The sequence below is a fragment of the Prescottella soli genome, assembly GCF_040024445.1.
In the GTDB taxonomy this organism is placed as follows: Bacteria; Actinomycetota; Actinomycetes; order Mycobacteriales; family Mycobacteriaceae; genus Prescottella; species Prescottella soli.
The window spans coordinates 4854573-4876383 of sequence record NZ_CP157276.1 but is presented as its reverse complement, the minus strand read 5'-3'; the positions used below and the strand labels follow the sequence as shown (position 1 = coordinate 4876383).

Genomic DNA, 21811 nt, shown 5'->3' with positions numbered 1-21811 from the left:
GAGAGCACCGACACACCGAACCGACCGAGCAGCCCGATCGCGGCTCCGGGCATTACTCGGGCTTGACTCGTCGGCCGAGTAACATTCCGACCGCATCCTGGACCGCCAGGCCCTCGTGGCACACCTGGTGAACGGCTTCGGTGATCGGCATCTCGACGCCGTGCGCGGCCGCGAGCGCCCGGACCGACGAGCACGACTTGACCCCCTCGGCGACCTGCCCGTGTGTGGCCGCCTGTGCGCTCTCGAGTGAGTCGCCGAGACCGAGCCGTTCACCGAAAGAACGGTTCCGCGAGAGCGGTGACGTGCACGTCGCGACCAGATCGCCGACACCGGCGAGTCCCGCCAGCGTCGCCGCGTTCGCGCCGAGCGCGACACCGAGTCGGATGATCTCGGCGAGACCGCGTGTGATGAGGCTGGCGACCGTGTTCTCGCCCAGGCCGATCCCCGACGCCATTCCGCACGCCAGCGCGATGACGTTCTTGCACGCGCCGCCGACCTCGCACCCGATCACGTCGGTGTTGGTGTAGGGGCGGAAATACCCTGTTGCACAAGACTTCTGAATCGCCATGGCGCGCGCCTCGTCGGTGCACGCCACGACGGTGGCGGCTGGCTGCTCCAGCGCGATCTCACGGGCGAGGTTCGGCCCGGACAGCACCGCGACCCGCGACGGGTCGACCGAGGCGACCCGAGAGATCACCTCGCTCATCCGCAACAGCGTCACGCTCTCGATGCCCTTGGCGAGGCTCAGGAGCGTCGCGTCCGGACCGATGGCCCCGGCCCAGCGCTCGAGGTTGCCGCGCAACGACTGCGATGGCACCGCCAGCACCACCAGGTCGGCTCCGGCGAGCGCCTCCTCGTGGTCGGCCGTCGCCGACACCGTGGACGGCAACACGACGCCGGGCAGATAGTCGGGGTTCTCGTGCCGCGCGACGACGGCGTCCGCCACCTCACTGCGCCTGGCCCACAACGTGACATCCGTACCCGCGTCCGCGAGCACCTTCGCAAACGCGGTCCCCCACGAACCCGCCCCCAACACCGCGGCCTTGCTCACGCCGTCCCCTCCGATCCGCGCTCACCACTCGTGTCGTTCACTGCCCACACCGTTCCGCCGCCGACCTGCTCGCTCCGCTGAACTCCGCTGATTGCTCGACAACACGATATCTCCCCCGGGCGGTCCGGTCGCCGGTCGCGAGCCCACCACGAGGCGACTGGCAAGATTGCGCGCATGGAGGCCATGGAGGCGCAGCACCGATCGGAGCGGGCGGTGCACACCCATGTCCTGATCGCGGTCAAGGAACTCCGCCTGGCGAAGTCGCGGCTCGCCGAATCCCTCTCCGTCGCCGACCGCACCGATCTGGTCGCGGCGATGCTCCACGACACGCTGGCCACCCTCCTCGGCGCCGGGATCGGGACCGATCCGCACTCGGGGATCACCGTCGTCACACCCGATCCGGCGGTGGCCGCGATCGCCGACGAATACGGCGTCCGGCACTGGCCGGACCCGGCCCGATCGCACACCGACACGTCGGGGCTCAATGCAGCGCTCGTCGCCGCCGAGACCGGACTGGAGTCTCGCCCCGACGAGACCGATCTCGTCGCGCTGCAGGCGGACCTGCCCGCCCTGCGTGCCGCCGAACTGCTCGATGCGCTCACGGCCGCGCGGCGGGTCGGGCGCGCAATCGTCGTGGACCACACGGGCACCGGCACCGCGGCACTGTTCGCGTGCGGGCCCGGAACCACCCTCGATCCACGGTTCGGTTCGAATTCGGCCGCCCGCCACATCGCCTCCGGTGCGCAGGCGCTCGACGGCGGCTGGCCGGGTCTGCGCCAGGACGTGGACACCGTCGCGGATCTCACCGCCGCCGCACGCCTCGGGGTCGGGCCCAGGACTCGCGCGGTGCTCGACCGCATCGCGTGTACATCGGGTGACCGTCGTCCCTAGTTGCCGTGAACTGCCCGTGATCGATTGTCGTGCCTGCATTTCTCGAGGGATGATCGGAGTGTGAGCAACGGGAGAGCACTCGAGCGACGCACAGAATCCGACCGATCCCAGGGCAACCGCGCCGGGACCGACCGGAAGGTACCGGCGAGCGGTCCCGACGGAGGCCACTCGCCGAGCATCCCCACCGCACCGCCGGCGGCGACCCCGCCCCCGACCGGGACGGAGGACGTCGGGCTGCCCGTCGCCCGTTACCTGAACCGCGAACTCAGTTGGCTCGACTTCAACTCGCGCGTGCTCGCCCTGGCCGAGGACACCTCGCTGCCACTGCTCGAGCGCGCGAAGTTCCTCGCGATCTTCGCATCCAATCTCGACGAGTTCTACATGGTCCGGGTGGCGGGCCTCAAGCGTCGCGACGAAACCGGGCTGTCCGTCCGCTCCGCCGACGGGCTCTCGCCTCGTGAGCAGTTGGCGCTGATCGGATCCCGCACCCAGGAGATCTCGTACAAGCACGCCCGGGTCTTCCTCGACTCGGTGCGTCCCGCGCTCGCCGCGGAGGGAATCTCGATCATCGGTTGGCCCGACCTCGACACCGAGGAACGTCGTCGTCTGTCGAACTACTTCCACGAGCAGGTCTTCCCGGTCCTGACACCGCTCGCCGTCGATCCCGCCCACCCGTTCCCCTATATCAGCGGGCTGAGTCTGAACCTCGCCGTGACGGTGAAGGACGCGACCACCGGGGGCGAACACTTCGCCCGCGTGAAGGTGCCGGACAACGTCGACCGGTTCGTACGCGTCACTCGCACCGGCGATCCCGCGAGTGCGATCCCCGCGTTCCTGCCGACCGAGGACCTCATCGCCGCGCATCTCGACGTCCTCTTCCCCGGGATGGAAGTCGTGGAACACCACGCCTTCCGGATCACCCGCAACGCCGATTTCGAGGTCGAGGAGGATCGGGACGAGGACCTCCTCCAGGCACTCGAACGCGAACTCGCCCGACGCCGCTTCGGGTCCCCCGTCCGGCTCGAAGTGGCGGACGACATGACCGAGCACATGCTCGAACTGCTGTTGCGGGAGCTGGACGTCGATCCCGGTGACGTCATCCAAGTTCCTGGGCTACTTGATCTTTCGTCGCTCTGGCAGGTCTACGGAGTGGACCGGCCGAACCTCAAGGACGCGCCGTTCGTACCCGCGACCCACCCCGCGTTCGGTGAACGGGAGACGCCCAAGAGCGTGTTCTCGACGTTGCGCGACGGCGACGTCCTCGTCCAGCATCCGTACGACTCGTTCTCGACGAGCGTGCAGCGGTTCATCGAGCAGGCCGCCGCCGACCCGCAGGTGCTCGCGATCAAGCAGACCCTGTACCGGACGTCCGGTGACTCGCCGATCGTCAACGCGCTCGTCGCTGCCGCCGAGGCCGGCAAGCAGGTGGTCGCGCTCGTCGAGATCAAGGCGCGGTTCGACGAACAGGCCAACATCAAGTGGGCACGCAAGCTCGAACAGGCGGGCGTCCACGTCGTCTACGGCCTCGTCGGCCTGAAGACCCACTGCAAGACCTGTCTCGTGGTGCGCCGTGAGGGCTCCACGATCCGCCGCTACTGCCACATCGGGACCGGCAACTACAACCCCAAGACCGCGCGACTCTACGAAGACGTCGGCCTGCTGACGGCCGCGCCCGAGATCGGCGCCGACCTGACCGATCTGTTCAACTCGCTCACCGGATACTCGCGGAAATCCCAGTACCGCAACCTGCTCGTCGCGCCGTACGGCGTACGCGCCGGAATCATCGCCCGCATCGAGGCCGAGATCGAGCACAGGAAGGCCGGACACGAAGCCGGGATCCGACTCAAGGCCAACGCACTCGTCGACGAGCAGGTGATCGACGCGCTGTATCGGGCGTCTCGGGCCGGCGTCCCGGTCCAGGTGGTCGTCCGCGGCATCTGCGCCCTCAAGCCGGGCGTTCCGGGTCTGAGCGAGAACATCGAGGTCCGGTCCATCCTCGGCCGGTTCCTCGAGCACTCCCGGATCATGCACTTCCGCGCGGCGAACGAGTTCTGGATCGGCAGCGCGGACATGATGCACCGCAACCTCGATCGGCGCGTCGAAGTGATGGCGCAGGTCAAGGATCCGCGCCTGACCCGTCAGCTCGACGAGATCTTCGAATCCGCGCTCGATCCGACCACGCGCTGCTGGGTCCTCCAGGCCGACAGTAGTTGGCAGGCGTCGCCGGCCCGCGGCGAGAAGGTCCGTGAGCACCAGGAGGAGATGATGCGCCGCCGTCGGTACGTCACCTCCTGACCGACACCCTGCCCTGCCGAGCACCGCGAACCCGTGGTCGATGGAAGGAACAAGCCGTTGAGCCCTGAAAAGCCGCAGCCCGACAGACCGATAACCGACAAACCGGTCAAAGCAAATATCTTCGCGGCGGGTGCGGTCCTGTGGCGGAAGTCTCCTTCGAATCCGTATGAGATCGAAATCGCTCTCATTCACCGTCCGCGGTATGACGACTGGTCATTTCCCAAAGGAAAGCTCGATCCCGGTGAAACGTCGATTGTTGCGGCCATCCGCGAGATCCACGAAGAAACCGGGATCAACGCCCAATTGGGTCGGTACCTGTCAGGTGTGACATATCCGATACCGGGGCACCGCAAACTGAAACGGGTCGAATACTGGGCGGCCGAGGCGGCATCCGGCGAGTTCACGCCCAACGACGAGGTCGACGAACTGCGATGGCTCGCGCCCGACCTTGTCGCCGAACAACTGTCCTACCCGATGGATCGAATGATCCTGAGGCGGTTCGCGGCGCTCCCGCCCGACACGACGACGGTACTGCTGGTCCGGCACGCCAAGGCAGGCAGCAGCAAGAACTACACCGGCGACGACACTGTGCGCCCCCTCGACGCGAAGGGGCAGGTTCAGGCGAAAGCGCTTGTGGCACAACTGCGGGCGTTCGGAGCCAGCGAAATCTGCTCGGCGGATCGCGCGCGGTGCGTCCAGACGGTCGAGCCCCTCGCTGCGGAACTCGGCGTCCCGATCAGACTCGAACCGCTGCTGTCGGAGGAGGGCTACGCGGCCGATCCGGCAGGCGCACGGGCCCGCGCACGCAAGATCGCGGCGATGGGCGGCGTCCAGGTGATCTGCAGTCAGGGCGGCGTCATTCCCGACCTGATGCAATGGTGGGCCGAGCGCGACGGTATCCAGTTGCCGCCGGCACGAAACCGCAAGGCGAGTATGTGGGTTCTGTCTCTGTCCGGAGGACGACTCGTCGCCGCCGACCATATCGACAGTCCACTTCCGGTCGTACGCAAGGCAAATTGATCCGCTGATCGGACAACACAACTCGGCGGCCACGGGATAATTCCCGTGGCCGCCGAGTCAGTTACGGAGTGTTCCGTCGACGCTGTGACGCCGCAGTTTACTTGCGGGCGGTGCGCTTGGCCGGAGCCTTCTTGGCCGCGGTCTTCTTGGCTGCGGTCTTGGCGGGAGCCTTGGCCGCAGTCTTCTTCGCGACGGTCTTCTTCGCGACAACCTTCTTGGCGGGAGCCTTGGCCGCGGTCTTCTTCGCCACGGTCTTGGCGGGAGCCTTGGCCGCAGTCTTCTTCGCGACGGTCTTCTTCGCGACGACCTTCTTGGCGGGAGCCTTGGCCGCGGTCTTCTTCGCCACGGTCTTGGCGGGAGCCTTGGCCGCGGTCTTCTTCGCCACGGTCTTGGCGGGAGCCTTGGCCGCAGTCTTCTTCGCCGCAGTCTTCTTGGCGGCAGCCTTCTTGGCCGCCGTCTTCTTGGCCGCAGCCTTCTTCACGGGCTCAGCCGCACCACGCTTGACGGCCGGGCCGCTGGACGGCAGCTTCTGGCCACCGGCGATGAGTGCCTTGAACTGTGCGCCCGGACGGAAGGCCGGAACCGACGTCGGCTTGACCTTGACGGTCTCGCCGGTGCGCGGGTTGCGCGCGACACGGGCCGCGCGGCGACGCTGCTCGAAGACACCGAATCCGGTGATGGTGACACTGTCCCCGGCATGGACGGCCCGCACGATGGTGTCGACGACATGCTCGACAGCCTCGGTGGCGGTGCGCCGATCCGTGCCCAGTTTCTCGGTCAGAACATCGATGAGCTCTGCCTTGTTCATGGGAAATTCCTCCGCAAACTAATGGTCCACCGTCGGACCGACTACGAACTACGGTAAACCCGAAATCGGCAAGAGTCTATGTGGCACGCCAATTCTCATCAAGCGCGGCCCCCCGATCTGTGGTAGATCGGGGGGCCGAGTCAGCTGTCCGATTGCGTCAATTGTCGTTCGCGACGCGTGCGGGAAGCGTCGCAGGTTTCCATGACGGCCTTGACTTTTCGAACTCCGAAATCGCGTCTACCTGGCGCAACGTGAGTCCGATGTCGTCGAGACCCTCGAGCAGACGCCACCGCGTGTAGTCGTCAATCTCGAAGCGCACCACCGTCGTTCCGGCGGTCACCGTCTTGTCCTCGAGGTTCACCACGAGCTCGAGGCCCGGCTGCTCTTCGAGGAGCTTCCACAGCATCTCGACATCGCTCTGATCGACCTGAGCGGCGAGCAGACCGGCCTTGCCGGCGTTGCCGCGGAAGATGTCGGCGAAACGTGACGCGATGACGACGCGGAAACCGTAGTCGGACAGCGCCCAGACGGCGTGCTCTCGGGACGAGCCGGTGCCGAAGTCGGGGCCGGCGACCAGAACGGAGCCCTTGTCGTACGGCTGGACGTTGAGAATGAACTCGGGGTCCGTCCGCCAACCGGCGAAGAGTCCGTCCTCGAAACCGCTGCGGGTCACGCGCTTCAGGTACACCGCGGGGATGATCTGGTCGGTGTCCACGTTGGAACGGCGCAGAGGAACACCGATTCCCTTATGAGTGGTAAAGGCTTCCATCGATTTTCTCCTAGTTCCCTTGCGCCCTATGCCAGATCTGCCGGTGCCGAGAGCGTTCCCCGGACCGCGGTCGCCGCGGCGACCGCCGGAGAGACGAGGTGCGTGCGACCGCCCTTGCCTTGGCGGCCTTCGAAATTGCGGTTGGACGTCGACGCCGAACGCTCACCCGGGGCCAACTGGTCCGGATTCATGCCCAGGCACATCGAGCATCCCGCCTGACGCCAGTCGGCGCCCGCAGTGGTGAAGATCTCACCGAGACCCTCATCTTCGGCCTGGGCCCGCACGCGCATCGATCCGGGGACGATCAGCATCCGGACGCCTTCGGCGACGCGACGACCCTTCAGAACCTCAGCGACCGCACGCAGATCCTCGATCCGGCCGTTGGTGCACGATCCGACGAAGACGGTGTCGACGGGCACCTCACGCAGCGGCGTGCCGGCCTCCAATCCCATGTAGGCCAGAGCCTTCTCCGCCGCGAGGCGCTCGCTCTCGTCCGCGATATCGGCCGGGTTCGGCACCGAATCACCGAGCGGAGCACCCTGACCGGGGTTGGTGCCCCAGGTGACGAACGGCGTCAGCGACGCCGCGTCGATGTGGACCTCGGCATCGAAGACGGCGTCCTCGTCGGTCGCCAGCTGGTCCCAGGCCGCAACGGCCGCATCCCAATCGGCACCCTGCGGCGCGTGCGGACGACCCTTGATGAACTCGTAGGTGGTCTCGTCCGGCGCGATCATGCCGGCGCGGGCACCCGCCTCGATCGACATGTTGCAGATCGTCATCCGGGCTTCCATCGACAGCTTCCGGATGGCCTCGCCGCGGTACTCGAGGACATACCCCTGTCCCCCACCGGTACCGATCTTCGCGATCACGGCGAGGATCAGGTCCTTGCTCGTGACGCCGGGCGGCAGTTCGCCGTCGACCGTGATCGCCATCGTCTTGAACGGCCGCAGCGACAGCGTCTGGGTGGCCATCACGTGCTCGACCTCACTGGTGCCGATTCCCATTGCGAGAGCACCGAAAGCACCGTGCGTGGACGTGTGGCTGTCACCACAGACGACGGTCGTGCCGGGCTGCGTCAGACCCAGCTGCGGACCGACCACGTGCACGATGCCCTGGTCCAGATCGCCCATCGGGTGCAGGCGAACCCCGAACTCCTCGCAGTTCTTGCGCAGAGTGTCGACCTGGGTCCGCGAGACCGGGTCCGCGATCGGCTTGTCGATGTCGACCGTCGGGACGTTGTGGTCCTCGGTGGCGATCGTCAGGTCCGGGCGACGCAGCTTCCGGCCGGCGAGCCGGAGTCCGTCGAATGCCTGCGGGCTGGTGACCTCGTGCACGAGGTGCAGGTCGATGTAGATCAGGTCCGGCTGACGCGCCGAACCCTCACCCTCGCCGCGCACGACTACGTGCTCGTCCCACACCTTCTCGGCCAGAGTGCGTCCTCTGTGAGCCATCTTCTCCACCTCTGTGATCAGGATGTCGCGTCGCCGGGTTTCAGGGCCGACCCGTCTCGCGTGATGTGTCGAAACCATCCGCCGCCGCATTCGGTTATGATCCCAATATGCGAGAACGGAGTATCGACCTATGAGACAGCATAGCGGTATCGGAGTGCTTGACAAAGCAATGGGCGTGCTACATGCGGTGGCCGAACAGCCGTGCAGCCTCACCGAACTGTGCAACCGAACCGGTCTCCCTCGTGCCACCGCGCACCGGCTCGCGGTGGGCCTCGAGGTCCACCGGCTCCTCACCCGCGACGCGGACGGTCTGTGGTGCCCGGGCCCCGGATTGAGCGAACTCGCTGCGAGCGCCAGCGACCCACTCGTCGACGCCGCCGCCCTCGTGCTGCCGCGCCTCCGCGAGATCACCGGCGAGAGCGTCCAGTTGTACCGACGCGAAGGCACACAGCGCGTGTGCATCGCCTCCATGGAACCGCCCACCGGACTGCGCGACACGGTCCTCGTGGGTGCCCGCCTGCCGATGACGGCCGGATCCGGGGCCAAGGTCCTCCTCGCATGGGCCGACCCCCAGACGCAGCGCGCCATCCTCCCCGACGCATCGTTCGGCGAACGGGTGCTCGTCGAGGTCCGCCGTCGCGGCTGGGCCCAGAGTGCCGCCGAGCGCGAGCCGGGTGTGGCCAGTGTCGCGGCACCGGTCCGGGACGCCGCCGGCAACGTCGTCGCCGCGATCTCGGTTTCCGGCCCGATCGATCGGATGGGCCGTCGCCCGGGCGCCCGCTGGGCGGCCGATCTGCTGGCCGCCGCCGACGCCCTCCACAAGCGCCTCTAGCCGCCGCGGCGGACCCGCTCGGCATCCACGAAAGTGATTCGTGGCACAGTCTTTCGCAGGAGCGAATTTCAGTCGAGCGGAGGAACTGCTGTGGGAACCAACCAGCGCGGGCAGATCACGATGACGGAAGTCGAGATCACCGAATTCATCGAACGAAGCCGGGTCTCGACGATGGCGACGATCGGACCGAACGGCACGCCGCATCTGGTCGCCATGTGGTACGCGGTGATCGACGGCGAGCTGTGGTTCGAGACCAAGGCGAAGTCCCAGAAGGCCGTCAACCTCCGCCGTGACGACCGGCTCACGATGATGATCGAGGACGGCGACACCTACGACACGTTGCGCGGCGTCTCGATCGAGGGACGCGGCGAGATCGTCGACGACCCGGAGGCGCTGTTCAAGGTCGGCATCAGCATCTGGGAGCGCTACACGGGTCCGTACTCGGAGGACGTCAAACCCGCCGTCGAGATGATGCTCCACAAGCGGGTCGCGGTCCGCGTCGTCCCGGAGCGGGTCCGGTCGTGGGACCACCGCAAGCTCGGTCTGCCGGCGATGCCGGTCGGTGGCTCTACGGCCGTCTACCTGTAGGCCGAGAATATTCACGCGACTCCTTCTTCCCTCGGCGGTACATTCCCGAGTACCCACGAGCGGGAGGAGGACGAGGTGACGGAAGCCGAGACCGACGACATCAAACGCAAGTTCCGTGAGGCACTGGATCGCAAGAACCACCGGCAGTCGAATACGGCGGCACACCTGGACGGACAGTCGAAGGTGCACGACGCCCACGGCAGCGCGGATCACAAGCGAGAGTTCCGCCGCAAGAGCGGTTAGCGGGTCGGGTGGCCACCGCCGAACGATCGACCGAACGAAAACACCCTCCGATCACATGATCGGAGGGTGTTTTCCTTGTAGCCCCGACGGGATTTGAACCCGCGCTACCGCCTTGAGAGGGCGGCGTCCTAGGCCGCTAGACGACGGGGCCAGGACTGTGTTGTTCTGCAAGATCTCCGTAGAAGAAACCTCCGACGATCACTGATGATCGGAGGGCAATTCCGTGGTAGCCCCGACGGGATTTGAACCCGCGCTACCGCCTTGAGAGGGCGGCGTCCTAGGCCGCTAGACGACGGGGCCGAGAACTTGCATCGAACACTGTATGACTGCGCAACTCTGACGAGCAAATCGCAGTGTCTGTACACAACACCTTGCAAGCGAGGCGTTGCGATTGGAAGAACCGGAGAGTCGAGACTCACCGAAATCCTGAGGTTTTCACCTCGGGACTTCCGCTGGGGTACCAGGACTCGAACCTAGAATGGCTGAACCAGAATCAGCTGTGTTGCCAATTACACCATACCCCAATGGTTTGTTCCTTCGGCCTGCCCTGTGGGCGTCTTGGCCTCCGTTCCGAACCGAGAAGAAGATTAGCACCAACCCTGCGCCGAACTACAAATCGGCAGGTCAGAGTTGGTAAATCGCGCCGGAGACGCACTCGGCCCGCGCCGGAGAACCGGTGCGGGCCGAGATCCGCGGGACGCGTCAGGCGATCTGCGCGCGAGCCGAGCGCAGGCGCGCCAGGGTCTTCTCGCGGCCCAGCAACTCCATCGACTCGTACAGCGGCGGGCTGATGTGCGATCCGGTGAGCGCCACGCGCACGGGCGCGAAGGCCTTACGCGGCTTGAGTTCGAGCTTCTCGATCAGCGCGACCTTGAGTGCCTCCTCGAGATCCGCAGTGGCCCACGTGGGCAGGGAATCGAGCGCAGCGATCGTCTCGTCGAGCACCGGCGCAGCGTCAGCACCCAGGTTCTTGGCAGCGGCTGCCGGATCGATCGCGAACTCCGACTCGTCGACCAGAAGGAACTTCAGCAGGTCCCAGGCATCCGACAGCACGACGATGCGGGTCTGTACCAAATCGGCCGCGACGTCGAACTGTTCGGCCGTGAGCGCCTCGACCGGGTGACCGTGCGTGGTCAGGTACGCCCGCAGCCGAGCCGAGAAGTCGGCCGGCTCGAGCAGGCGGATGTGTTCGGCGTTGATCGCGTCGGCCTTCTTCTGGTCGAAGCGCGCGGGGTTGGAATTGACCTTGGAGATCTCGAACGCAGCGACCATCTCGTCCAGGGAGAAGACGTCGTGGTCGTCGGCGATGCTCCATCCCAGCAGGGCCAGATAGTTCAGGAGACCCTCGGGGATGAAGCCGCGGTCGCGGTGGATGAAGAGGTTCGACTCGGGATCACGCTTGGACAGCTTCTTGTTGCCCTGCCCCATCACGAACGGAAGGTGGCCGAACTCCGGTGTGAAATCGGCGACACCGATGCGCTGGAGCGACTCGTAGAGCGCCAGCTGACGCGGCGTCGACGACAGCAGATCCTCGCCGCGCAGCACGTGTGTGATCTTCATCAACGCGTCGTCGACCGGATTCACGAGCGTGTAGAGCGGAATTCCGTTGCCACGGGTGAGCGCGAAGTCCGGGACCGTGCCGGCCTTGAACGTCGTCTCACCGCGCACCAGGTCGTTCCACGTCAGGTCGTGGTCCGGCATCCGCAGCCGCACGACGGGCGCCCGCCCCTCGTCCAGGTACGCCTGACGCTGCTCGGGCGTCAGGTCCCGGTCGAAGTTGTCGTAGCCCAGCTTGGGATCGCGTCCGGCCGCCTTGTGCCGCGCCTCGACCTCCTCGGGGGTGGAGAAGGACTCGTACGCCTCGCCCGCCTCCACGAGTCGCCGCACGATGTCGAGGTGCTGATCACGCCGCTGCGACTGCCGGTACGGCTCGTACGGACCGCCCACCTCCGGGCCTTCGTCCCAGTTCAGCCCGAGCCACCGCAGCGCGTCCAGGATCGCCTGGTACGACTCCTCCGTGTCACGGGCGGCGTCGGTGTCCTCGATACGGAACACGAACGTGCCACCGTGGTGACGAGCGAACGCCCAGTTGAACAGGGCGGTTCGGACGAGCCCGACGTGCGGGGTGCCGGTGGGTGACGGACAGAAACGGACGCGTACTTCGCTGGTGGTCATGGCTCACTTCGATGGGCACTGCTAGGCGCGTGGACAGGACCTCTACAGGCTAGTCCCGTGCCCACCGGGAGCGGTATCCGATCAGCGCTTGGCGGCAACCGGATTGGTCAGCGTGCCGATCCCCTCGACCGTCACGCTCACCGACTGGCCGTCGACGATCGGGCCGACGCCCTCGGGGGTTCCGGTGAGGATCACGTCACCCGGCAGCAGCGTCATGACCGTGGACACCCACTCGATGACCTTCGGGATGTCGTGCAGCAGAAGTGAAGTCCGGCTGCGCTGCTTGACCTCACCGTCGACCTCGGTCTTGACCTCGACGTCCGAGACGTCGAGGTTCGTCTCGATCCAGGGACCGAGCGGGCAGAACGTGTCGTAGCCCTTGGCCCGGGTCCACTGACCGTCGTGACGCTGCTGATCACGTGCGGTGACGTCGTTCGCGACGGTGTAGCCGAGGATCACGTCGCGCGCCTTGGCGGCGGGAACGTCCTTGCAGGGACGGCCGATGACGACGGCCAGTTCACCCTCGTAGTGCACCTCGTTCGACGACGGCGGCAGCACGATCGGCGCACCCGGTCCGACGATCGAGGTGTTGGGCTTGATGAAGATGACCGGATCCTCCGGCGCCTCGCCGCCCATCTCGGCCGCGTGGGCGGCGTAGTTCTTGCCGACGCAGATCACCTTGCTCGCAAGGATCGGCGCGAGCAGACGGACGTCGGCGAGCGGCCAACTGCGCCCGGTGAAAGTCGGTGTACCGAAGGGGTGTTCGGCGATCTCCTTCGCAGTCTGCGCGTCGCCCTCCCCCTCGATGGACACGAAGGCAACTCCGTCGGGACTGGCAATTCGACCTAGGCGCATGGGGCCGAGTCTATCGATTGACGACGCACCGACCCGGCAGACCCGTCGCAGTCCGGGCGCCACAGGGTCTACACTCCGAGTCGTATCCACATTCTAAGACACTCATTTCACATTTTGGGATGGCGCCGTGATCGAGACGAGAAGTCCGAAATTGCAGTCGAGCGCAGTGCACCGCTGGTCGATGCTGGGACTCGGTGTGCTCGCACAGTCGGCCGGAGGGGTGTTCTCGAACGCGCCGGCGTTCCTGCTGCCGACGCTCCGCAGCGATCACGGACTGGGGCTGTCGCAGGCCGGACTGGTGGTCGCCGCCCCGACCGTCGGCTTCCTCGTCAGCCTCATGGCATGGGGTGTCGTGGTCGACCGCATCGGTGAGCGCCGCGTCCTGGTCATGGGCATGGCGATCACGGCGCTCGCCAGTGCCGGTGCCGCGCTCAGTTCGTCGTTCGCCATGCTGGGGATGTTCCTGCTGATCGGCGGCATGGCGGCGTCGAGCGCGAACGCGGCCAGCGGACGAGTCGTGGTCGGCTGGTTCCCACCGGAGCGGCGCGGATTCGCGATGGGCATCCGTCAAATGGCGCTGCCACTGGGTGTGGCGTTGGCCGCGCTGACAGTTCCCCGGATCGCCGAAACCCACGGTGTCGGTTGGGCGTTGGCTCTGCCGACCGTTGTGACATTCGTCGCAGCGATTGCCTGCCTGTTCGTGATCGACCCGCCCCGGCCGGCACCCGCGGCTGCGAAGGAGAACGGCCTGCTGGACAACCCGTACCGGGGATCGAGTGTGCTGTGGCGGATCCACGGTGTATCCGTGCTGTTGGTGGTTCCGCAGTACCTGGTGTGGACCTTCGGCCTGCTGTGGCTGATGACGGAACGAGACTGGTCCGCCACCTCCGCCGGCATCCTCGTCACGGTCACCCAATTGCTCGGTGCCGCAGGCCGGATCGCCGCCGGCGCCTGGTCCGACCGGGTCGGTAGCCGGATGGGACCGCTGCGGTGGGTGGCCGCCGCGGCGGCCGTGTCCATGGGAGCGCTGGCGCTGACGGACTGGCTCGACTCCCCCGTCTCCGTCGCACTCCTGATGATCGCGTCGGTGATCACGGTGGCGGACAACGGTTTGGCCTTCACCGCGGTCGCCGAGATCGCCGGACCGTACTGGAGCGGACGCGCCCTCGGCGCCCAGAACACCAGCCAGTACCTGGCCGCGTCCGTGGTACCGCCGGTGTTCGGTGCGGTCATCGCCACCGTCGGCTTCCCGCTCGCGTTCGCGGTCACCGCCGTGTTCCCCCTCGTGGGCGTGCCGCTGGTGCCCGAGGACCGTCCCGAACGACGCTGAAACGACCACGACCGCCGCCCGGAATCCGGGCGGCGGTCGCGTGTTTCGAGATGCGGAGTGCCTAGACGGCAGCCGCGATACGGTCACCGACCTCGGTGGTGACGATCGGGGCGTCGCCACGCGACGCCAGATCGGCCTCGACAGCAGCCTCGATGCGGGCGGCGTCGTCCCCACGCCCCAGGTGACGCAGGAGCATCGCGGCCGAGAGGATCGCGGCCGTGGGATCGGCGATGCCCTGGCCGGCGATGTCCGGAGCCGAGCCGTGAACCGGCTCGAACATCGACGGGTTGGTGCCCGAGGCGTCGATGTTGCCCGACGCGGCCAGACCGATACCGCCGGTCACCGCGCCCGCGAGGTCGGTGATGATGTCGCCGAACAGGTTGTCGGTGACGATCACATCGAAGCGGGTCGGGTCGGTGACCATGTAGATGGTCGCGGCGTCGATGTGGCAGTACGCCGTCTCGACGTCCGGGTACTCGGCGCCGATCGTCTCCATCGCGCGGGTCCAGATGCGGCCGGCGTTGGAGAGCACGTTCGTCTTGTGGATGAGCGTCAGGTGCTTGCGGCGGGTCTGCGCCAGCTCGTACGCGGCGCGCACGACGCGCTCGGCACCGAACCACGTGTTGACCGAGACCTCGGTGGCGACCTCGTGCGGGGTGCCGACGCGGATCGAACCACCGTTGCCGGTGTACGGACCCTCGGTGCCCTCGCGGACCACGATGAAGTCGATGTCCGGGTTGGCGGCCAGGGGCGAGCTCGAGCCCGGGTAGGTGCGGGCCGGACGCAGGTTCACGTGGTGATCGAGCAGGAAGCGCATGTTCAGCAGCAGCCCACGCTCGAGGATGCCCGGCGCGACGAACCGCGGATCGCCGATGGCGCCGAGCAGGATCGCGTCGTGCTGGCGGATCGCGTCGAGCTCGGCCTCCGGCAGCAGGTCGCCGGTCTCGTTGTAGCGCTTGGCACCGAGGTCGAACTCGGTGGTCTCCACATCGGGAACCAGCTTCCGCAGCACCTTCAGCGCTTCCGCCGTGACCTCGACACCGATGCCGTCACCGGGGATGACCGCAAGCTTCATGGACACACTCACTTTCGACTGAGAATCCGACGGTGGCCGCGACCGTCCTCGACGATCGCGGCCACCGGGTAGGGATGGGGAGGATCAGGACAGGTCGACCTGCGCGACGCGCGCGTCCAGCTTCTCCACGATCTGCGCGACCTCGGCGTCGGCGACGACCTGATCGACACGCAGGATGACGGTGGCGCCCTCACCCTCGACGTCCTGGCTCAGCGCCGCGGCCTGGATGTCGATGCCGGCGGTGCCGAGGACGGTACCCAGCACGCCGAGCACGCCCGGACGGTCCGTGTAGTGCACGACGATGTTGTGGCCCTCGGCGCGCAGGTCGAAGCTGCGGCCGTTGATGTTGACGATCTTCTCGACCTGCTGCAGGCCGGTCAGCGCGCCCGCGACGGTGGTGACGGTGCCGTCGGCGGCGACCGCGCGGACCTCGACGGCGCTCCGGTGCGTCTGTGCCTCGCTGTGCTTCTCGACCTCGACGCTCACGCCGCGCTGCTCGGCGAGCTGCGGGGCGTTGACGAACGTGACGGCCTCGTCGCTGCTCGCGGAGAACAGGCCGCGCAGCGCGGCGAGGCCGAGGATCTCGACGTTCTCGGCGGACAGCTCGCCGCTCGCGACGACCTGAACGTTCTGGACGGCCTCGGGCGACAGGGTACCGGCGAGCAGGCCCAGCTTGCGGACCAGCTCGAGCCACGGGGCGACCTCTTCGCCGACCGGGCCACCGGAGACGTTGACGGCGTCCGGCACGAACTCGCCGGCGAGGGCCAGCAGGACGCTCTTGGCAACATCGGTGCCGGCGCGGTCCTGCGCCTCCGAGGTGGATGCACCGAGGTGCGGGGTGACGACGACGTTGTCGAGGTCGAACAGCTTGGAGTCGGTGCACGGCTCGGTGTTGAACACGTCGAGGCCGGCGGCGCGGACCTTGCCGTTCACGAGCGCGTCGTACAGCGCGTCCTCGTCGATCAGACCACCGCGGGCGGCGTTGACGATGATGACGCCGTCCTTGGCCTTGGCCAGACGCTCGGCGTTCAGCAGACCCGCGGTCTCCTTGGTCTTGGGCAGGTGCACCGAGATGAAGTCGGCGCGCTCGACCAGCTCGTCGATGTCGACCAGCTCGATGCCCAGCTGCGCGGCGCGGGCGGCCGGCAGGTAGGGGTCGTACGCGATGATGTCGGTCTCGAACGCGGCCAGGCGCTGTGCGAACAGCTGGCCGATGCGGCCCAGGCCGACGACGCCGACGGTCTTGCCGAGGATCTCGGTGCCGTTGAAGCTCGAACGCTTCCAGGTCTTCTCACGCAGCGTACGGTCCGCGGCCGGAATCTGGCGGGCGGTCGACAGCAGCAGCGAGACGGCGTGCTCGGCGGCCGAGTGGATGTTGGAGGTCGGCGCGTTCACGACCATGACGCCACGCTCGGTGGCGGCCGGGATGTCGACGTTGTCGAGGCCGACACCGGCGCGACCGACGATCTTCAGCTTCGTCGCGGCGGCGAGCACCTCGGCGTCGACCGTGGTGGCGGAGCGGACGAGCAGCGCGTCGGCCTCGGGGACAGCCGCGAGCAGCGCGGGACGGTCCGGGCCGTCGACCCAGCGGACCTCGACACCGTCTCCGAGCGCATCGACGGTCGATTGTGCGAGCTTGTCGGCGATCAGGACAACGGGGCGGCCATTCTGGCTCACGAGTCAACTCCCTAGTTCGGTGTCGGGCTGTGTCTGTAAATGTCTGTCAATGTCTTCGAAGATGTCCTCGGAGGATCGTCTTCGAAGGTCGAGCGTGATGTCCACGGCCGGGCACCGCGAGGGCGCGCGCGAATGGCCGCAGTCGGAAATCAGTTTAGTGGGGCGGACCGAGCGATTCCGCAGGGCGGGTATCCCTTACCAGATAGTGGACACCCCGATGCAGAAAACGGAGATTCACGCCACACCGGGAAAACCACTTCGGCCCGAGGGCCACGCGTACCGGACGCGCGCCCCTCGGGCCGAAGCTGTCAGCTGTGGATCAGGCCGTCTCGGTGATCGGACGATCGACCCAGCTCATCAGGTCGCGCAGCTTCTTGCCGGTGACCTCGATCGGGTGCTCGGCGTTCTCCTTGCGGAGAGCCTCGAGCTCCTTGTTGCCGTTCTCGACGTTGGCAACCAGGCGGCGGGTGAACTCGCCGGACTGGATGTCGGCCAGGATCGCCTTCATGCGCTCCTTGGTGCCGGCGTCGATGACGCGCGGGCCCGACAGGTAGCCACCGAACTCGGCGGTGTCGGACACCGAGTAGTTCATGCGGGCGATGCCACCCTCGTACATGAGGTCGACGATGAGCTTGAGCTCGTGCAGCACCTCGAAGTACGCCATCTCGGGCGCGTAGCCGGCCTCGACCATGACCTCGAAACCGGTCTTGACCAGTTCCTCGGTGCCACCGCAGAGCACGGCCTGCTCGCCGAAGAGGTCCGTCTCGGTCTCTTCCTTGAACGTGGTCTTGATGACGCCGGCGCGGGTGCCACCGATGCCCTTGGCGTAGGACAGAGCCAGGGCCTGGCCCTCACCCTTCGGGTCCTGATGGACGGCGATCAGGGCCGGAACGCCCTTGCCATCGACGAACTGACGACGGACCAGGTGGCCCGGGCCCTTCGGCGCGACCATGCCGACCGTCACGTTCGCCGGGGGCGTGATCAGGTCGAAGTGGATGTTGAGGCCGTGGCCGAAGAACAGCGCGTCGCCGTCCTTCAGGTTCGGCTCGATGTCGTTCTTGAAGATCGACGCCTGAGCGGTGTCGGGGGCGAGCACCATGATGACGTCGGCCCACTCGGCAACCTCGGCCGGCGTGCCCACGGTCAGGCCCTGCTCCTCGGCCTTGGCGCGGGACTTCGAACCCTCCTGGAGGCCGATGCGCACATCGACACCGGAATCGCGCAGGCTCAGCGAGTGCGCGTGGCCCTGGCTGCCGTAGCCGATGACCGCGACCTTGCGGCCCTGGATGATCGACAGGTCTGCATCGTCGTCGTAGAACATCTCGACTGCCACAGTTCTTACCTTCCCTCTGGGTTCTATGAACGCTTGATTGTCTGTTGTTGGCGGGTGAACGGATCTAGCGGGTGGCCGTGATGGACTTCGGCCCACGGCCGACCGCCACCACACCGGACTGCACGATCTCGCGGATGCCGAACGGATCGAGCATGCGCAGGAGCGCGTCGAGCTTGGAACGAGTACCGGTCGCCTCGATCGTGACGGCCTCCGGCGAGACGTCGATCACCTTGGCGCGGAACAGGTTCACGGTCTCGATCACCTGAGTCCGGACGCTCGCGTCGGCCCGGACCTTGATCAGGACCAGCTCACGCGCGACCGAAGCCTCGGTGTCCTGCTCGACGATCTTGATGACGTTGACCAGCTTGTTGAGCTGCTTGGTCACCTGCTCGAGCGGGAACTCGTCGACCGTCACGACGATCGTCATGCGCGAGATGTCCGGAACCTCGGTACCGCCGACTGCGAGGGACTCGATGTTGAATCCACGGCGGGAAAAGAGTGCAGCGACACGGGCCAGCACGCCCGGCTTGTCCTCGACGAGAACACTGAGGGTGTGGCTGGTGCTCACTGGCGATCCTCTCCGGCTTCGGCCTCACCGGCACGCTGCTCGCGTTCCATGGCCTCGTGGATGGTTGCGGGCTCGGCAGCAGCCTCGTCCTCGTCGAACAGCGGCCGGATGCCCCGCGCCGCCATGATCTCGTCGTTGCTGGTGCCGGCGGCGACCATCGGCCACACCTGCGCGTCCTTGCCGACGATGAAGTCGATGACGACGGGCTTGTCGTTGATCGACTGCGCGGTGCGGATGGCGTCCTCGACGTCCTCCTCGCGCTCGACACGGATACCGACGCAGCCCAGCGCCTCGGCCAGCTTGACGAAGTCCGGGATGCGCACGGCGCCGTGCGTGCCCAGGTTGGTGTTGGAGTAGCGCTCGTCGTAGAACAGCGTCTGCCACTGGCGGACCATGCCCAGGTTGCCGTTGTTGATGAGCGCGACCTTGATCGGCACGCCCTCGACGGCACACGTGGCCAGTTCCTGGTTCGTCATCTGGAAGCAGCCGTCACCGTCGATGGCCCACACCTCACGGTCCGGCAGGCCCATCTTGGCGCCCATCGCGGCCGGCACCGCGTAGCCCATCGTGCCGAGACCACCCGAGTTCAGCCACGTGCGCGGCTTCTCGTACTTGACGAACTGCGCCGCCCACATCTGGTGCTGACCGACACCGGCGCAGTAGATGGCGTCCGGGCCCGCGAGCCGGCCGACGGCCTGGATCACGTACTCGGGTGACAGCGCACCGTCGGCGGGACGGTCGTAGGCCAGCGGGTACGTGCGACGAATGCCGTCGAGGTACGCCCACCACTCGGTGAGGTCGAAGGTCGTGCCCGTCGCCTGGTCGGCGCGGATCGCCTCGATCAGCTCGGTGATGACCTCCTTGCAGTCGCCCACGATCGGGACGTCCGCGTGGCGGTTCTTGCCGATCTCCGCGGGATCGATGTCCGCGTGGATGACCTTGGCGTCGGGCGCGAACGAGTCGAGCTGACCGGTGACACGGTCGTCGAAACGCGCACCGAGGGTGATCAGCAGGTCGCTCTTCTGCAGCGCGGCGACGGCCGCGACCGTGCCGTGCATGCCCGGCATGCCGCAGTTGAGCTGGTGGCTGTCGGGGAACGCGCCGCGCGCCATCAGGGTCGTGACGACGGGGATGCCGGTCAGCTCGGCCAGTTCGAGCAGTTCGGCGGACGCCTCGGCCTTGATCACGCCGCCACCGACGTACAGCACCGGGGACTTGGCCTCGGCGATCAGGCGCGCGGCCTCGCGCACCTGCTTGCCGTGCGGCTTGGTGACCGGGCGGTAGCCGGGCAGGTGCATCTCCGGCGGCCACGAGAAGGTGGTCTGCGCCTGCAGGATGTCCTTGGGGATGTCGACGAGGACCGCGCCCGGGCGACCGCTCGACGCGAGGTAGAACGCCTCCGCGAGGATGCGCGGGATGTCGACACCGTCGGTGATCAGGAAGTTGTGCTTGGTGATCGGCATCGTGATGCCGGAGATGTCCGCTTCCTGGAACGCGTCGGTGCCGATCAGGCCGCGGCCGACCTGGCCGGTGATCGCGACGATGGGGACGGAGTCCATCTGCGCGTCGGCGAGCGGCGTCACCAGGTTGGTCGCACCCGGGCCGGAGGTCGCCATGCAGACACCGACCTTGCCGGTCGCCTGTGCGTAGCCGGTCGCGGCGTGACCCGCGCCCTGCTCGTGCCGCACCAGGACGTGGCGCACCTTCTGCGAATCGAAGAGCGGGTCGTACACCGGGAGAACGGCGCCGCCCGGGATACCGAACACCGTGTCGACCTCGAGCTCCTCGAGGGCGCGGACCACGGACTGCGCGCCGGTGACCCGCTCGGGGGCGACCTGACGACGGTTACCGGTCTGCGTAGCGGCGGCCGCGGTGGTCGGGCTCGCTGCTCCCGACTTGCGCGGCGTGGGTTGAGGCCGTGCGGTTGGTGCGCTCACTGGAAATCCTCTTTGATTCTGGCTCCGGGCAACAAAAAACCCTCGTCAGCATCAGCTGTACGAGGGTGGCGCGTCGTTATCTGGCGAGTTGTAGGAACCGGCTCAGGCGACGACGCGCCGGCCGATTACGAGCAACTCATTCTGCTTCACGCGCTCGACGGTAGGCGCGCCAATGGTAGACAGTCAACTTTGGTGAGTGCGCTGTCCCAGAATGTAAGATGCCTCGGCTGCAGTGCGAAGATGTAGAGGTGTCATCTCCTCAGCAGCCCGTGCCACCACAGTCATCATCCCACACGCCCGACGACGGCCGACAGGTCATCCGGATTTCGCCGCTCGCGCTGATCGCGTGCATCTTCCTGCTGTTCTGCACCAGCTTCCCGGTACTCGGGTGGCCGGCAGCCTTCGGCTGGATGCTGGCGATCCCGTTCCTCGTCGGAGCCTGGGTGCTGCGCGTGCGTACCACGGTCACGCCCGAGGGGCTCGAGCTGCGCCGCGCGTTCTCCTCGCAGTCCATATCGTGGGATCAGATCAAGGGCTTCCGCTTCCCCAAGCGGGGATGGGCCCGGGCCGACCTCGTCGAGGGCGGCGAGGTGTCGCTGCCGACGGTGACCTTCGGACGTCTGCCCCAGTTGGCCTCCGCGAGCGGCGGCCGCGTCACCGATCCGTACGCCGCAGCCCGCGAGGCGGAGCGGGCGAAGGCCCGGGCCGAGTCAGAATCGGCAGGCACCGACGTGTCCACCGACGCGGAGCCGAATACCGACTGATCCGGGCGCGGGAGTAGCGTCCCACCAGGATGTCTCCCGCTCCCACCGGAGATGACGAGACGGCCGCACAAGCCGAAATCGGGTCCAGCCGACCAGCACCTTCACGGGCCCATCTGTTTACGAATTACGCCGCGCTCGGCGCGCACAGC

General features: G+C 67.1%; 19 protein-coding genes and 3 tRNA genes. 8 read left to right on the top strand and 14 right to left on the bottom strand.

The features are described 5' to 3' along the window. Window positions 1-52 precede the first annotated feature (52 nt). Window positions 53-1051, bottom strand: a complete 999-nt coding sequence (locus tag ABI214_RS22690; protein ID WP_348604699.1) for an NAD(P)H-dependent glycerol-3-phosphate dehydrogenase — start codon at window positions 1049-1051, stop codon at window positions 53-55. A 183-nt stretch (window positions 1052-1234) separates the two neighbouring features. Here ABI214_RS22690 and cofC point away from each other — a divergent pair, with 183 nt between their 5' ends. The 3 genes from cofC to ABI214_RS22675 all read left to right on the top strand — a co-directional run bounded on the left by cofC (window position 1235) and on the right by ABI214_RS22675 (window position 5257). Further along, window positions 1235-1942: a 2-phospho-L-lactate guanylyltransferase gene (gene cofC, locus ABI214_RS22685; protein WP_348611943.1), complete on the top strand. Its 708-nt coding sequence runs from the start codon at window positions 1235-1237 to the stop codon at window positions 1940-1942. Window positions 1943-2002: 60 nt separating this feature from the next. Continuing rightward, complete coding sequence (locus tag ABI214_RS22680) at window positions 2003-4237, top strand: RNA degradosome polyphosphate kinase (RefSeq protein WP_348604698.1); 2235 nt, start codon at window positions 2003-2005, stop codon at window positions 4235-4237. 90 nt (window positions 4238-4327) lie between these two features. After that, a complete protein-coding gene (locus tag ABI214_RS22675) occupies window positions 4328-5257 on the top strand; it encodes a bifunctional NUDIX hydrolase/histidine phosphatase family protein (RefSeq protein WP_348611940.1) in 930 nt (309 codons plus the stop codon). A 97-nt stretch (window positions 5258-5354) separates the two neighbouring features. Here ABI214_RS22675 and ABI214_RS22670 read toward each other — a convergent pair whose 3' ends face one another. From ABI214_RS22670 to leuC, 3 genes are all read right to left on the bottom strand, one after another. Further along, a complete protein-coding gene (locus ABI214_RS22670) occupies window positions 5355-6065 on the bottom strand; it encodes an HU family DNA-binding protein (protein ID WP_348604697.1) in 711 nt (236 codons plus the stop codon). Window positions 6066-6222: 157 nt separating this feature from the next. Continuing rightward, complete coding sequence (leuD, locus tag ABI214_RS22665; RefSeq protein WP_348604696.1) at window positions 6223-6834, bottom strand: 3-isopropylmalate dehydratase small subunit; 612 nt, start codon at window positions 6832-6834, stop codon at window positions 6223-6225. Between the two features lie 26 nt (window positions 6835-6860). Continuing rightward, a complete protein-coding gene (leuC, locus tag ABI214_RS22660; protein ID WP_348604695.1) occupies window positions 6861-8294 on the bottom strand; it encodes a 3-isopropylmalate dehydratase large subunit in 1434 nt (477 codons plus the stop codon). Window positions 8295-8415: 121 nt separating this feature from the next. Here leuC and ABI214_RS22655 point away from each other — a divergent pair, with 121 nt between their 5' ends. From ABI214_RS22655 to ABI214_RS22645, 3 genes are all read left to right on the top strand, one after another. Continuing rightward, window positions 8416-9117: an IclR family transcriptional regulator gene (locus ABI214_RS22655; RefSeq protein WP_280761433.1), complete on the top strand. Its 702-nt coding sequence runs from the start codon at window positions 8416-8418 to the stop codon at window positions 9115-9117. Window positions 9118-9207: 90 nt separating this feature from the next. Further along, window positions 9208-9705 carry a pyridoxamine 5'-phosphate oxidase family protein gene (locus ABI214_RS22650; RefSeq protein ID WP_348604694.1) on the top strand — a complete coding sequence of 166 codons (498 nt, stop codon included), beginning with the start codon at window positions 9208-9210 and terminating at the stop codon, window positions 9703-9705. A 75-nt stretch (window positions 9706-9780) separates the two neighbouring features. Continuing rightward, window positions 9781-9948 (top strand): DUF5302 domain-containing protein, encoded by a 168-nt coding sequence (locus ABI214_RS22645; RefSeq protein ID WP_348604693.1) that lies wholly within the window; start codon window positions 9781-9783, stop codon window positions 9946-9948. Between the two features lie 78 nt (window positions 9949-10026). Here ABI214_RS22645 and ABI214_RS22640 read toward each other — a convergent pair. From ABI214_RS22640 to ABI214_RS22620, 5 genes are all read right to left on the bottom strand, one after another. Then, window positions 10027-10099 (bottom strand) — tRNA-Glu (locus ABI214_RS22640). Window positions 10100-10172: 73 nt separating this feature from the next. Then, window positions 10173-10248, bottom strand: a tRNA-Glu gene (locus ABI214_RS22635). Window positions 10249-10400: 152 nt separating this feature from the next. After that, a tRNA-Gln gene (locus tag ABI214_RS22630) sits at window positions 10401-10472 on the bottom strand. 178 nt (window positions 10473-10650) lie between these two features. Further along, window positions 10651-12123 (bottom strand): glutamate--tRNA ligase, encoded by a 1473-nt coding sequence (gene gltX, locus ABI214_RS22625; protein ID WP_348604692.1) that lies wholly within the window; start codon window positions 12121-12123, stop codon window positions 10651-10653. Between the two features lie 81 nt (window positions 12124-12204). Next, complete coding sequence (locus ABI214_RS22620; RefSeq protein ID WP_348604691.1) at window positions 12205-12978, bottom strand: fumarylacetoacetate hydrolase family protein; 774 nt, start codon at window positions 12976-12978, stop codon at window positions 12205-12207. 181 nt (window positions 12979-13159) lie between these two features. Between ABI214_RS22620 and ABI214_RS22615 the strand changes: the two genes are divergently transcribed. Next, the gene (locus tag ABI214_RS22615) at window positions 13160-14308 is read left to right on the top strand and encodes an MFS transporter (RefSeq protein ID WP_348611938.1); all 1149 of its coding nucleotides are present in this window, start codon (window positions 13160-13162) and stop codon (window positions 14306-14308) included. A gap of 61 nt (window positions 14309-14369) precedes the next feature. On the opposite strand, the gene ABI214_RS22610 is transcribed toward ABI214_RS22615, so the two are convergent. From ABI214_RS22610 to ABI214_RS22590, 5 genes are all read right to left on the bottom strand, one after another. Next, complete coding sequence (locus ABI214_RS22610; protein WP_348604690.1) at window positions 14370-15383, bottom strand: 3-isopropylmalate dehydrogenase; 1014 nt, start codon at window positions 15381-15383, stop codon at window positions 14370-14372. A gap of 84 nt (window positions 15384-15467) precedes the next feature. After that, a complete protein-coding gene (gene serA / locus ABI214_RS22605; protein WP_348604689.1) occupies window positions 15468-17060 on the bottom strand; it encodes a phosphoglycerate dehydrogenase in 1593 nt (530 codons plus the stop codon). A 319-nt stretch (window positions 17061-17379) separates the two neighbouring features. After that, window positions 17380-18381, bottom strand: coding sequence for a ketol-acid reductoisomerase (gene ilvC / locus ABI214_RS22600; protein ID WP_206612274.1), 1002 nt, complete (start codon window positions 18379-18381; stop codon window positions 17380-17382). Window positions 18382-18457: 76 nt separating this feature from the next. Next, the gene (gene ilvN, locus ABI214_RS22595; RefSeq protein WP_348604688.1) at window positions 18458-18961 is read right to left on the bottom strand and encodes an acetolactate synthase small subunit; all 504 of its coding nucleotides are present in this window, start codon (window positions 18959-18961) and stop codon (window positions 18458-18460) included. Continuing rightward, the gene (locus ABI214_RS22590; protein WP_348604686.1) at window positions 18958-20898 is read right to left on the bottom strand and encodes an acetolactate synthase large subunit; all 1941 of its coding nucleotides are present in this window, start codon (window positions 20896-20898) and stop codon (window positions 18958-18960) included. Before ABI214_RS22590 ends, ilvN begins: the two co-directional genes overlap by 4 nt. Before the next feature lie 269 nt (window positions 20899-21167). On the opposite strand from ABI214_RS22590, the gene ABI214_RS22585 reads away from it, so the two are divergent. Continuing rightward, window positions 21168-21662 carry a PH domain-containing protein gene (locus ABI214_RS22585; RefSeq protein WP_348604685.1) on the top strand — a complete coding sequence of 165 codons (495 nt, stop codon included), beginning with the start codon at window positions 21168-21170 and terminating at the stop codon, window positions 21660-21662. The last annotated feature ends 149 nt before the right edge of the window (window positions 21663-21811 follow it).